Annotated in this window: 9 protein-coding genes and 1 pseudogene; 5 read left to right on the top strand and 5 right to left on the bottom strand. The window is 60.7% G+C overall.

Features of this window, described 5'->3' with window-relative positions:
• Positions 1–69 precede the first annotated feature (69 nt).
• The gene (locus CKW18_RS18010; protein ID WP_095190041.1) at positions 70–738 is read right to left on the bottom strand and encodes a DsbA family protein; all 669 of its coding nucleotides are present in this window, start codon (positions 736–738) and stop codon (positions 70–72) included.
• A gap of 256 nt (positions 739–994) precedes the next feature.
• On the opposite strand from CKW18_RS18010, the gene CKW18_RS18005 reads away from it, so the two are divergent.
• Complete coding sequence (locus CKW18_RS18005; RefSeq protein ID WP_095190040.1) at positions 995–3,088, top strand: TonB-dependent siderophore receptor; 2,094 nt, start codon at positions 995–997, stop codon at positions 3,086–3,088.
• Between the two features lie 189 nt (positions 3,089–3,277).
• Here the strand turns inward: CKW18_RS18005 and CKW18_RS18000 are convergent, their stop codons facing one another.
• From CKW18_RS18000 to CKW18_RS17990, 3 genes are all read right to left on the bottom strand, one after another.
• On the bottom strand, positions 3,278–3,490 hold the full coding sequence (locus CKW18_RS18000; protein ID WP_095190039.1) for a hypothetical protein: 213 nt from the start codon (positions 3,488–3,490) through the stop codon (positions 3,278–3,280).
• Between the two features lie 245 nt (positions 3,491–3,735).
• Positions 3,736–4,842: an agmatine deiminase gene (aguA, locus tag CKW18_RS17995; protein WP_095190038.1), complete on the bottom strand. Its 1,107-nt coding sequence runs from the start codon at positions 4,840–4,842 to the stop codon at positions 3,736–3,738.
• A gap of 163 nt (positions 4,843–5,005) precedes the next feature.
• The gene (locus CKW18_RS17990) at positions 5,006–7,918 is read right to left on the bottom strand and encodes an aminotransferase (RefSeq protein WP_095190037.1); all 2,913 of its coding nucleotides are present in this window, start codon (positions 7,916–7,918) and stop codon (positions 5,006–5,008) included.
• Between the two features lie 147 nt (positions 7,919–8,065).
• On the opposite strand from CKW18_RS17990, the gene rfbC reads away from it, so the two are divergent.
• The 4 genes from rfbC to CKW18_RS17970 are packed head-to-tail and all read left to right on the top strand — an operon-like array spanning position 8,066 to position 12,293.
• Positions 8,066–8,611 carry a dTDP-4-dehydrorhamnose 3,5-epimerase gene (gene rfbC, locus CKW18_RS17985; RefSeq protein ID WP_095190036.1) on the top strand — a complete coding sequence of 182 codons (546 nt, stop codon included), beginning with the start codon at positions 8,066–8,068 and terminating at the stop codon, positions 8,609–8,611.
• Positions 8,612–8,653: 42 nt separating this feature from the next.
• Positions 8,654–10,462 carry an ATP-binding protein gene (locus tag CKW18_RS17980; protein ID WP_095190035.1) on the top strand — a complete coding sequence of 603 codons (1,809 nt, stop codon included), beginning with the start codon at positions 8,654–8,656 and terminating at the stop codon, positions 10,460–10,462.
• Positions 10,459–11,841: a sigma-54 dependent transcriptional regulator gene (locus CKW18_RS17975; protein ID WP_095190034.1), complete on the top strand. Its 1,383-nt coding sequence runs from the start codon at positions 10,459–10,461 to the stop codon at positions 11,839–11,841. The genes CKW18_RS17980 and CKW18_RS17975 overlap by 4 nt, the downstream gene beginning before the upstream one ends.
• Positions 11,838–12,293, top strand: coding sequence for a YiiD C-terminal domain-containing protein (locus tag CKW18_RS17970; RefSeq protein ID WP_095190033.1), 456 nt, complete (start codon positions 11,838–11,840; stop codon positions 12,291–12,293). Before CKW18_RS17975 ends, CKW18_RS17970 begins: the two co-directional genes overlap by 4 nt.
• Positions 12,294–12,355: 62 nt before the next feature.
• On the opposite strand, the pseudogene CKW18_RS17965 reads toward CKW18_RS17970, so the two are convergent.
• Positions 12,356–12,558, bottom strand: a pseudogene (locus tag CKW18_RS17965) (IS110 family transposase); the annotation flags it as partial.

Below are 12,558 nucleotides of genomic sequence, written 5' to 3'. Positions count from 1 at the left end.
TCTAAGAAACGTAAATTTTTCGCTGACTCCTTGCACGGAAATGCGCGTAAACAGTGAATCCAGTGCGCTTCAAGCGCAACCGTCGAGACCACAAAACGCAGAGGATTCGCCGGTTGTATTGACTTCAACGGCCTCAGCCAACCAATCGGCGAAGTCTTGCGGCTTGCCCAGCCAGGGACTGATGTCGAGCAGCGTGAATTGACCGTCATGTTCCAGCGCAAACGTGGGAAATCCCTGCCCGCCGAGTTGAGCCAACAGCCCGCGAGTGGCTTTTATATGTGGCTCTGCATCAACGGATTTAAACGCAGCCTGAAAGGTTTCCCCGACGTAGCCCATTTGTGTAGCGAACTCCAGAAGGACCGACTCATCGGCAATTCGCCGCCCTCCTACGTAATGCGCCGTCTGTAAACGCCCGAGCATTTCGAGTCCTCGGCCGTCGACTGTCTCAGCTGCCATGACGGCGGTGATCGGCGGTATTGAATCGAAAACGGCGGTGTCATCGCGCAACAAGCCTTCGAAATACGCCTCGCCAAAGGGCTGTCCGGTGTATTCGGCAATACGCCGATCATGGGGCATGACGTAATTGCGCAACTGTGGCGAAACGCGCTGACGGTTGGCGCCGCTCATCATGCCTCCCGCATGAGCGATCACCGGCAGTACTTGCTGTGCCGCCTGCACCAACGGTTTTGCGCCGTAACACCAGCCGCACAGAGGGTCGTAAATGTAGTGAAGGATCATCAGAAAACTCCGGCAGGAATGTGGGAAAAATCGAGGCCGGCAGCCTAAGCCTGAAGCCGTTGCGGAAAAACGCCGTAATGGCTTTCAGTCTGTTTCGTGAATCGGGCGAATTGTCCGAACGGTCAGGTTGTGTCCATTTCGACACAAATTGAAACAATCAGACCGGGGAACTTTTCACGAATAATTAAAGGAAGTAAATGCAAAGCATTACCATTCGCACCCTAGAATTCTTCCACCTTTTCGGATGCGCTTTTCAATGCCTGCCCCGTTCCGTCTCACGCCCGTCACCCTTGGGCTTTCTGCCTTTCTGTCGAGTGGTTTTGCTTACTCTGCAACCGAGTTACCCACGACCGCCATCAGCGCCCAGGCGCAAGAAGAGGCCGATGACCCGCGCGTCAAAGTCAGCAACACCGCGACCCGCACTTCGACCCCGGTGCGCTATGTGCCGCAGGCCATTGATTCGATCAAGACCTCGAACGTTGCCAATTACGGCACCAACGACATCGGCGATGCCTTGAGTGGCATGCCCAACGTCAGCAGCAGCGCCGACACCCGCTTCGACAGCTTGCGCATCCGCGGCTTCGACGCCAGCAATGACTTCTATCTGGACGGCATTCGCGACGACAGCCAGTACAAGCGCGACCTGCACAACATCGAACGCGTCGAAGTGCTCAAAGGTCCGGCCGCCGTGCTGTACGGCCGTGGCAGTCAGGGCGGGATCGTTAACCGCGTGAGCAAAATACCCGAGGCCGGACGTCGCTCGACCATCGAAGCCCAAGGCGGTAGCGAAGATCTGCGCAGCCTGTACGCCGACCTCAGCACCGACCCGAGCGAGAACATCAGCCTGCGCCTGAACATGGGCAACATGGATGAAAACAGCTTCCGCGATGGCGTCAGCGGTAACCGCCAACTGTTCGCGCCGTCAATGAGCTGGCAACTGACACCCGACCTGAACTGGTTGGTGCAGTACGAATACAGCCGCTACAACCGCACGCCGGATCGCGGTATTCCAGGCGTCAACGGTCGCCCGGCGGACGTGGGCCGCGACACGACTTACGGCAACGACCACGATTTTATCGACGACAAGACGCAGTCCCTGCGCTCCAGACTCACCTATGAGCTCAATGACAACTGGCAACTGCGCCAGACCCTCGGCGTGTTCAAGCTCGACAGCGATTTCGACAACACCTATCTGACCGGTTACACCCCGGCGACCAATAAGGTCACGCGCCAGCACTGGCAACAGGATCTGAGCACCCGCAACGTCTACAACAACCTCGAGCTGGAAGGCGGTTTCGATACCTTTGGCCTTGAGCATCGCCTGCTCACCGGTATCGAAACCGGCAGTCAGCGCCGTGACCCGAAGCTGTACAACGCCGCCACCGGCCGAGGTTCCCAGCCGGTGCCGGCATTGGACCTGTTCAACCCCAACCGCGAACTGCGCCATACCGGACGCATGCAGTTGTCCAGCAACAGCCACACCGAAGTCGAAAGCCGCGCGGTCTACGTGCAAGATCAACTGCGGCTGAACGATCAATGGCAATTGTTGGCGGGTCTGCGCTACGACACCTTCGACATCGAGTCGACCAACAAGCTGAGGAACATTACCGAAGATCGTGACAGCCACAGCACCAGCCCGCGCGTGGGTCTGGTCTGGACGCCGCTGCAAAATCACTCGTTCTACGCCTCGTGGTCCAAGACCTTCTCGCCCGTAGGCGGTGGTCTGATCGGCATCACTCCGGGCGCGGCCGGCAACAGCAACGACCTGAGCCCCGAGCTGACCAAGCAGAAAGAAATCGGCGTTAAAAGCGACTGGCTGGATGATCGCCTGAGTACCACGCTGGCGGTCTATGACCTGGAGCTCTACAACCGCCGCACCGTTGATCCCAATGACCCGACCCTGACCGTCATGACCGGTCTGCAACGTTCACGGGGCATTGAACTGACCGCAACCGGCAAACTCGTCGGCAACTGGTACATGCGCGGTGGCGTCGGCGTGCAGGATGCGACCATCGAGAAGGACAACAACGGTCTGGAAGGCAAACGCATCAACAACGTCGCCAAGCACAACGGCAGTCTGTTCCTGACCTGGAAGCCGGAAATGGGCTGGTACGGCGAAACCGGCCTGACCCTGGTCGGCCAACGTTATGCCGATAACGCCAACACCACGGAGCTGCCGGGCTATGGCCGTTGGGATGCGCTGGTCGGGTACCGCTTCAAGGACTGGGATTTGCGTGGGGCGTTGAACAACATCACCGACCGCGAGTACTACGCGTCGGCGACCAGCGCCGCGCAGATCATGCCGGGTGCACCGCGTAGCGTGGTGATGACGGGTACCTACAGCTTCTAAATCAGCGCAAAAACCTGTGGGAGGGGGCTTGCTTCCGAATGCGGTGGGTCAGGAACCATGATGTCTACTGACCCGACGCCTTCGCGAGCAAGCCCCCTCCCACAGGTTCAGTGTTCACATCGGTTTTGTATCGTGCATAAAAAAGCGCCGCCATCCCGGCAGCGCTTTTACCCATCCCTGTTGTACTTCTTATCCTTGCATCACAGCCCACAACGCTTCCAGTTCGGCCTCGCTGAACAGGCCAGCGGGGTAGCGCTCGATCATCATCCGGCGCGGATCAGCTTCCCTGATCTGACGCGTTCCATTGGACTTCAAAAAGTGCGCGACAATCTGGAGCGATTCGCCGTTTACGGCCATGGGATGCAAAGTCCGCTCGCTGACTACGTTCACTTCGGCGTTCATTTCAGCGCTCTCTCCCCGGTCATGAGCGGCTAAGTTATCCAAGGTTTATGACAGAACTGTTGAAGTTCTCCTCCCTCCCTAGTGCGCTTTGTCCGATACAAGAGCTATGCCAAGGTCTGCGGTTTGTCGACAAGCGGATACAAAGAAGCCCGCAGTCCAATCGGGCTGCGGGCTTCTTCAGGTACAGGGCGCGTGAATCGTCGCCCGGCTGATTTATGAATCAACTAGGGCTGTTACGACTCAACTCACTCTTTGCGCGGCGCTGGCTGCTGTTGGGTAAGGCAGTGGATATTGCCGCCGCCCAGTAACAGTTCGCGGCCCGGCACCATCACCACTTCGTGCTGCGGGAACAGGTTTTGCAGAATTTCCCGGGCCGGAACATCCATCGGATCGTCGAAGCTCGGGGCGATGATGCCGCCGTTGACTATCAGGAAGTTCACGTAAGAACCGGCCAGACGCACGCTCGGATTACGCTCCTGCGTACCGTCCACCGGGTCGACCCCGGCGCACTCTTCTTCGGTGGCGAACAGCGGCCCCGGAATCGGCATCTTGTGCACCGTGAATGGGCGCCCTTTGGCGTCGGTGCTGTTTTCCAGCACTTTCATGGCCGCCTGGCAGCGCGGGTAGTTCGGATCCTGCGGATCGTCAGTCCAGGCCAGCAGTACTTCACCGGGACGCACGTAGCAGCAGAAGTTATCCACATGGCCGTCGGTTTCGTCGTTGAACAGACCGTCCGGCAGCCAGATGATTTTATCCACAGCCAGATTGGCGCTCAGCACCGCTTCGATTTCTTCGCGACCCAGATGCGGGTTGCGATTGCGGTTGAGCAGGCATTCTTCGGTGGTGATCAGCGTGCCTTCGCCATCGACGTGGATCGAGCCGCCCTCCAGCACAAAACCTTCGGTGCGATAACGCGGGCTGCGCTCGATTTCAAGGATCTTGCCGCCGACCTGCGAGTCACGGTTCCATGGCGAGTACAGGCCGCCATCGAAACCACCCCAGGCATTGAAATCCCAGTTCACACCACGCACTTCGCCGCTGTTGTTGATGACGAAAGTCGGGCCGCTGTCGCGCACCCAGGCGTCATCGCTGGACATCTCGACCACGCGAATATTCGGTACATCGAGACGCGCACGGGCGTTTTCGTACTGGCCGGCGGAGACCGCAACAGTCACTGGTTCGAAACGGGCGATGGCCTTGGCCACTGCCGCGTGAGCGGCTTGCGCCGGTTTGCCGCCCAGACGCCAGTTATCCGGACGCTCGGGCCAGATCATCCAGGTCTGAGTCTGCGGCGCCCACTCGGCCGGCATGTGGAAACCATCGGCGCGCGGGGTACTTTTCAAAGTGGTCATCGGATCAGGACTCCTGGAAACCATCGAGGGTTAGCAAAGCAACGGCGACTTTATAACCGATAAATATCGGCTTTAAAAGCTTACAAATCACCTTCGATCTGCAAAGCAACATAAATGATCGATATAAATCTGAATTCCGACAGCGCCTCCAAAGGATCGTGGGTCACAGGCCTTCTTCGAGGACCCGGTCCAGCATGTCGACAAAGAAATCCACGCTGCGCCGCGAGGTGACCATCGGCGGTTTGATCTTGAGGATGTTCAGATCATCGCCGGTCGGTTGCATGAAAATGCCCAGCTCGCGCAAGCGGTCGCACAGCAGCGTAGTTTCTTCGGTCGCAGGCTCCAGAGTCTCGCGATTGCGGATCAGTTCCACGCCCAGATAGAACCCGGAACCATGCACCGCCCCTACCAGCGGATGTTTATCGATCAATGCTTCGAGCCGTGCCTTGAAGTGGCCACCGACCACCTGGGCGTTCTCCCAGAGTTTTTCTTCTTCCATGACATCCAGCACGGCCATGCCGATCTGGCAGCTCACCGGACTGCCGCCGGCCGACGAGAAAAAGTAACCCTCGGCCTCCAGCGCCTCGGCGATTTCCCGGCGAGTGATCACCGCGCCGAGTGGCTGGCCGTTGCCCATGCCTTTGGCCATGACGATGATGTCCGGCACCACGCCCTGCTCTTCAAAACCCCAGAAGAAATGGCCCATGCGCCCGTAACCGACCTGCACTTCATCGGCGATGCATACACCGCCCTGCGCACGCACCAACTCATACACCTGCTTCAGATAGCCTGGCGGCAGCGAGATGCCGCCGGCATTGCCGTACACCGGTTCACAGATAAACCCGGCCAGTTGGCGTTTGTGCTCGGCGATTTTCGCCAAGTGATGTTCGACGCTGCGCACGTAATCCGGTGCCGAATCGAGGCCGCGGAATTCGCCGCGATAAATGTTCGGCGCGGTCACCGGATGCACCCAGTCCGGGCGACTTTCGAGGGCTTTCGGGTTATCGGCAATCGAAGTCGATACCGCGTCGGCGCCGATCGTCCAGCCGTGATACGCCTCAAGCACGCTGATCATGTCGCGCCCGCCGCTGTAGGCCCACGCCAGACGAATCGCCAGGTCATTGGCCTCGCTGCCGCTGTTGACCAGAAACACTCGATCCATGCCTTGCGGCGCCAGCTTGAGCAATCGCTCGGAGAACTCGGCCACCGCCGCGTAGTTGAAGCGTGAGTTGGTGTTGAGCAGCGACCACTGGCGGGCAGCGACCGCCGCCATGCGCGGGTGACCGTGCCCGAGCACCGCGACGTTGTTGAGCATATCGAGATAGGAACGGCCCTGCATGTCAATCAGGTGATTGCGCCAGCCACGTTCGATGCGTGGCGGGTCAACGTAATAGTGCTTTTGCGTGCGGGCGAAACTGGCGTCACGGCGGTCCAGCAGGGTTTTCGCGTCCAGCTCCGGCACGGCATCGCAGGCCAGGCCCAATAAGGCTGCCGGCGACGGACATAATGCCTGCCACGCCGCCGCACGGGATGGCGTGCAGAACAGCGGCGCATTCAGTTGCGCACCGCGACTCAGTTGCACGATCAACGGCTTGCTCACCGAGCCCAGCACTTGGCCTTTGACCAGCGCCGCGCCGCTGTGCAGCGAAGGCGTCACGCCCCACAACCGCACGCTGAGCTGCGGGCCATCGAGTTGCAGCGCACCGTCTGCCGCTTGATGCAGCACGCCGGCAAACGGCGCTTCCACGGTAGTACCGTTCGGCACGCGCAACTCGACATGCAGCGGCAAGGTATCCGGCTCGACGGCACTGTCCGGTTGAGTACGCGACAAACGGTATTGGCCGTAACGACTCGCCGCCAAACCATGGACGGCCGCCGCTTCGGTCAGCAGGCGCTGATCAATACCTTCCTGCTCCCAGTTGCCGGCCTCGAAATGCGGGCTGAGAACGCCGAGATCGATCAATGCGAATTCGCGCCCGACCAAGCCAGGCAACAACGGCGCAAAACCTTCGCCATTGATTTCCGGCAAGGCTTGCCCGACGGCGGTGAGGATCGCTGCCTCCATCAGCGCCAGTGGCACCGAGGTGGCGACGCGGAAGATTTCCCACTCGTGGGTGAGGTTGTCGCGGCTGTAAGCGTTGCCCGGATCGATGCTGACCTGCTGCTCGCCACTGAGCACCAGCACCGCCGCCCGCGCGACGATCAGGGGCCACAGCGCTTGCAGTTCCTCGGGTTGCAGCGGATTGACCGCATGATAAGCCTGCACCGCCGGCAGAATCACAAACGGGTCGCCGCCGGCGTGGTGCAGCAACGCAGCGCAAGTCACCGACAGATCGGTGATGCGCCAGGTGCGGATCAGGTCGCCGAAATCGATCACGCCCTGCAACTGCCAATGGCGCTGGGCGTCGCGCTGCCAGACGGCATTGTCGTCGGTGATGTCCATGTGGATCGCCTGCACCGGCAGTTTGTCCGCCAGCGGCTGCAAGCGGCGCTCAGCCTGTTCGGCGATGCCGGCGATCAATGCGCGTTGTTGGTCGTCCTTGATCACTGGCAGCAAATGGCTGATCAGTGCGCTGGCATGGCGCGCGTCCCACTGCAAAGTGCGCTCAAGGCCCGGATGGTCGAACCCGGCCAGTGCCAGATCCATCTCACCACAGAGCCGGCCAAACCCGGTCACCACCTCATGGCCCAAGTGATCGAGATGGGTCAGCGACTGGCCTTCGATGTAATCCAGCAGCCGCACATGCACCGGCTCGCCATCGACTTGCAGCGTCAGCAGGTCCTGACCGTTACTGGCGGCAATCACCCGTGGCACGGTCACAGCACAATGTTCGGCCAGATACTTGAGCCCGGCATGCTGGGCCTGCAACTCGACAAGGGCGTAATCGCCCCGGCAGATTTTCAGCACAAACCGCCCGCGTGCGCTGTCGACGCGATAGTTGAGATCCTGCTGGCTGCCAAGGGCCTGCAACGTGCCGCTGAGCCCGTAATGTTCGGTCAGCCATTGCAGGGCCTGTGCCTGTGAAACCTGCGGGCTGGGCAAACTGGCGCGGTGAATCAACATGGCGAGCGGCATGGAACGACCCCTGGAATTTTATCAGGCGCCTATATCGCCATTGCTTCAGAGGATGCGCAACCCCTGAGCGTGGTTATTCGCGCGCTCGCATCCGCCGGCACTTTGCGCAAGAATGTCGGCCATTCACACCTGCCTATGGAAATCCTCATGAATGTCATCACCACTGATTTGCCCGGTGTTCTGATCATCGAACCGAAGGTGTTTGGTGACGAGCGCGGTTTCTTCTACGAAAGTTTTAACGCCAAGGCCTTCCAGCAAGCCACTGGTCTGGACACTCAGTTCGTTCAAGACAACCATTCGCGCTCGCAAAAAGGTGTGCTGCGCGGCCTGCATTACCAACTGGAAAACACCCAAGGCAAACTGGTGCGCGTCACTGTCGGTGAAGTGCTAGATGTGGCCGTGGACATACGCCGCAGCTCGCCGCACTTCGGCAAGTCGGTAGCAGTGCGCCTGTCGGCTGAAAACCATCGTCAACTGTGGGTGCCGGAAGGTTTCGCCCATGGCTTCGTAGTACTGAGCGAGTTCGCCGAATTCCTCTACAAGACCACCAACTACTACGACCCTTCGTCCGAGCGCAGCATTCGCTGGGACGACCCTGCTCTGGGTATCGACTGGCAGCTGGACGAAGCGCCGAAGCTGTCGGCCAAGGATCAGGCTGCCGCGCTGCTCAAGGACGCTGACGTCTTCGCCTGAGCCTAGGCATAATGCGCCTGTCACTACAGGCGCATCCGGCTCATGAAACCATCTATCCCACGCAGACCTCGCTGGCGCAGCCTCGCCCTGCTGGCACTTTGTCTGGCCCCTTTACTGTGGCCGCTGGAGCATCTGGCCGAGCGCTATTACCGCAGCGAACTGGCCGGCCAGAATCGCCAGACCCTCGACCTCTACGTCGCCAACCTGCTGGGCACCCTGCACCGCTATGAAGTGTTGCCGCAGATACTCGGCGACTTGCCGGCGCTACGCGCTGTACTCGGGGCGCCGGACGATGGTGTCACCCAAGGCAATGCCAACCGCCTGCTGAAAAATATCAGTGCGCAGACTGGCGCCGAAGTCATGTACCTGATGGACACCACCGGGAAAACGCTGGCGGCGTCGAACTGGGACAAACACGACAGCTTCGTCGGCCGCAATTTCGCCTTTCGCCCGTATTTCAGCGAAGCCATGGCCGGGCGTCTCGGGCGTTTTTTCGGTCTCGGCACCACGTCGGCCAAGCGCGGTTACTTCTTCGCTGCTGCCGTGCGTAACGGTGAAAAGATCACTGGCGTGCTGGTGATCAAAGTCGATCTCGACCACACCGAAAGCCTATGGGGTAAAACGCCGGAACAACTGCTGGTGACCGACCATAACGGCGTGGTCATCCTCACCTCGCGTCCTGAATGGCGCTTCCGCTCGACCCGCGTCTTGAGCGATACCGAGCGCGCAGCTATCACCGCCATCCAGCCCTACCCGACCCGCGAACCGCGTCCGCTGAATCTCAGCCACGACGCCTGGCTGACGCAAACCCACGACATCGCCGAAACCGGCTGGAGCGTCAGCATCCTCGCCCCGCGCACACTGATCGACCGGCCGGTGCGCACGGTGGTGGCGATCGGCGGCGCCACACTGTTGGTGGTGATGCTATTGGTGGGCCTGATGATGCAGCGCCGTCGCCACTATCTGGAACGCATCGCGTTCGAGGCCAAGGCCCGTCGTGAGCTGGAGGGCCGCGTCGCCGAACGCACAAGTGATCTGGAAGGCCTCAACCGCCGTTTGAAGCAGGAAGTACTGGAACGCGAGCAGGCGCAACAGGAACTGGTGCGCGCCCAGGATGATCTGGTGCAGGCCGGCAAACTGTCAGCGCTGGGGACTATGTCAGCGAGCATCAGCCACGAACTCAACCAACCGTTGGCGGCGATCCGCAGTTACGCGGAAAACGCCGAAGTACTGCTCGATCACCAACGTACCGACGAGGCCCGCGGCAACCTCAAACTGATCAGCGAACTGACCGGACGCATGGCCTCGATCATCGCCCACCTGCGCGCTTTCGCCCGCCGCGACCGCCACGCCCCGGAAAGCGTTGCCCTGCAACCGGCGCTGGACGATGCACTGGCGCTGCTGGCCAAACGTCGGCGCAGCATGGAAGTTGAGTTGATCCGCGACCTGCCCGCCGCCACCTTGTGGGTCGAGGCCGGGGAAACGCGCCTGCGCCAAGTGCTCGGCAACCTGCTGGCCAACGCCCTCGACGCCCTCACCGAAAAAGGCCCGCCGCGCAAATTGTGGCTGAGTGCCGAATCCACCGCCGAAGGCGTCAATCTGTACATTCGCGACAACGGCCCGGGGTTCTGCATGGAAGCCCTCGGTCGCGCCAGCGAGCCCTTCTACACCACCAAGACCCGCACTCAAGGCCTTGGCTTGGGGCTGGCCATTTGTGAAACCCTGATGCGCGCCTTCGGTGGTGAACTGTCGTTCGCCAACCACAAGCAAGGTGGCGCCTTGATTACCCTGCGGCTGCGCGCCGGTGCGCCCGGGGTCAGCCTGCAACCGTCCGAGGATCGAAGTGCATGACCATCGACAATCGCATTCAGGTGGTGTTGATCGACGACGATCCGCACCTGCGTCAGGCCCTCGGCCAGACACTGGATCTGGCTGGCTTGAAAATTCTGCCGCTGTCCGAAGCCCAAGGGTTGGCCGGGCAACTGGAACGCGACTGGCCAGGTGTGGTGGTCAGCGACATCCGCATGCCGGGCATGGACGGTCTGGAGTTGCTGAGCGAGTTGCACGCTCAAGACCCTGAGTTACCGGTGCTATTGATCACCGGCCATGGTGACGTGCCGCTGGCCGTGCAGGCCATGCGCGCCGGCGCCTATGATTTCCTCGAAAAACCCTTCGCCAGCGATGCTTTGCTCGACAGCGTACGTCGTGCCCTGGCCCTGCGTCGCCTGGTGCTCGACAACCGCAGCCTGCGTCTGGCCCTGAGCGATCGCAATGAACTAAGCGCGCGTCTGGTCGGCCACTCAACGCCGATGCTGCGCCTGCGCGAGCAGATCGGCGCGCTGGCGGCGACCAAGGCTGACGTGTTGATCCTCGGCGAAACCGGGGCCGGCAAAGAAGTCGTCGCTCGGGCGCTGCATGATCTTTCGAGCCGGCGCAACGGCCCGTTTGTCGCGATCAACGCCGGAGCGCTGGCCGAATCGGTGGTGGAAAGCGAGTTGTTCGGCCATGAACCGGGCGCGTTCACCGGCGCGCAGAAACGCCGCATCGGCAAGTTCGAATTCGCCAATGGCGGCACGCTGTTTCTCGATGAAATCGAAAGCATGAGCATGGACGTGCAGGTGAAGTTGCTGCGCATGCTGCAGGAGCGCGTGGTCGAGCGGCTGGGCGGCAATCAGCTCATCCCGTTGGACATCCGCGTGATCGCCGCAACCAAGGAAGACCTGCGCCAGGCGGCTGATCAGGGCCGCTTCCGTGCCGACTTGTATTACCGCCTCAACGTCGCGCCGCTGCGTATTCCGCCACTGCGCGAGCGTGGCGAAGATGCGTTGGTGCTGTTCCAGCATTACGCCGATGAAGCCAGCGCCCGCCACGGTTTGCCGCCGCATGAACTGCAACCGGCGCAACGCGCCTTGCTGCTGCGCCACACCTGGCCGGGCAACGTGCGCGAATTGCAGAACGCCGCCGAGCGCTTCGCCCTCGGCCTGGAACTGGCGCTGGACAACAGCGGCACCGAAGGCGGCGGCACGGCTGTTGAAGTCAACGCCGGAGGCCTCAGCGAGCAAGTGGAAAACTTCGAGAAATCATTGATTGCCGCCGAACTGGCGCGCTCCCACAGCTCGGTGCGCAGCCTCGCCGAAGCGCTGGGCCTTCCGCGCAAGACCCTGCACGACAAGCTGCGCAAACACGGCCTCAACTTCGGCGACAGCAGCCATGGGGAGGAAAACGAATGAACCCGGACACTCACTATCTGCAATCGGTGCTGCATCACGACATCCCTCTGACCCGGGAAATGGGCCTCAAGGTACTCGACTGGCAGGCACAGCAGTTGAGTCTGCATTTGCCTTTAGAGCCCAACGTCAATCACAAGAGCACCATGTTCGGCGGCAGCCTCTATTGCGGCGCAGTGCTGGCCGGTTGGGGCTGGTTGCACCTGCGCTTGAAGGAAGAGGGGATTGCGGACGGGCACATCGTGATTCAGGAGGGGCAGATCAGTTATCCACTGCCGGTGACGGGGGATGCCACGGCGATTTGCCCGGCGCCGGAGGCGGCGGTGTGGAAGAAGTTTCTGGCGATGTATCAGCGTTATGGGCGGGCGCGGTTGACGTTGAATACACGGATCGTCAATGCCGGGAGTGATGAGGATGCGGTGACGTTTAGCGGGCAGTACGTTTTGCATCGTTAAAGCAAAGATCGCAGCCTGCGGCCCCTCCTACATGGATAAACCTGTAGATACCGTCTTGCCCCTCATCGGGCAAGGGCAATTTTCGGGTCGAATGGCTGGCCCGATTTAAGAACGGCGTAGACAAAATGTAGGAGTTTGCGCATCGCTGCACAGATGATTTGCTTGGGGGCCTTGCCGTTGGCCTTCAAGCGGTCCTTCATGGCGATGATTGCTTTGTTGTGCTTCAGTGCAACCAATCCAGGCATGTATAGACCCGCCCGAACGC

Origin of the sequence: Pseudomonas sp. Irchel 3E19 (assembly GCF_900187585.1) — a bacterium.
In the GTDB taxonomy this organism is placed as follows: Bacteria; Pseudomonadota; Gammaproteobacteria; order Pseudomonadales; family Pseudomonadaceae; genus Aquipseudomonas; species Aquipseudomonas baetica.
The sequence above is the reverse complement of the archived record's forward strand: the minus strand, read 5'-3'. Positions and strand labels throughout refer to the sequence as shown.

Coding starts and splice junctions, on each gene's coding strand:
- CKW18_RS18005 (WP_095190040.1), top strand. CDS start 995: ATGCCTGCCCCGTTCCGTCTCACGCCCGTCACCCTTGGGCTTTCTGCC.
- CKW18_RS18010 (WP_095190041.1), bottom strand. CDS start 738: ATGATCCTTCACTACATTTACGACCCTCTGTGCGGCTGGTGTTACGGC.
- rfbC (WP_095190036.1), top strand. CDS start 8,066: ATGAATGTCATCACCACTGATTTGCCCGGTGTTCTGATCATCGAACCG.
- CKW18_RS18000 (WP_095190039.1), bottom strand. CDS start 3,490: ATGAACGCCGAAGTGAACGTAGTCAGCGAGCGGACTTTGCATCCCATG.
- CKW18_RS17975 (WP_095190034.1), top strand. CDS start 10,459: ATGACCATCGACAATCGCATTCAGGTGGTGTTGATCGACGACGATCCG.
- CKW18_RS17980 (WP_095190035.1), top strand. CDS start 8,654: ATGAAACCATCTATCCCACGCAGACCTCGCTGGCGCAGCCTCGCCCTG.
- CKW18_RS17990 (WP_095190037.1), bottom strand. CDS start 7,918: ATGCCGCTCGCCATGTTGATTCACCGCGCCAGTTTGCCCAGCCCGCAG.
- CKW18_RS17970 (WP_095190033.1), top strand. CDS start 11,838: ATGAACCCGGACACTCACTATCTGCAATCGGTGCTGCATCACGACATC.
- aguA (WP_095190038.1), bottom strand. CDS start 4,842: ATGACCACTTTGAAAAGTACCCCGCGCGCCGATGGTTTCCACATGCCG.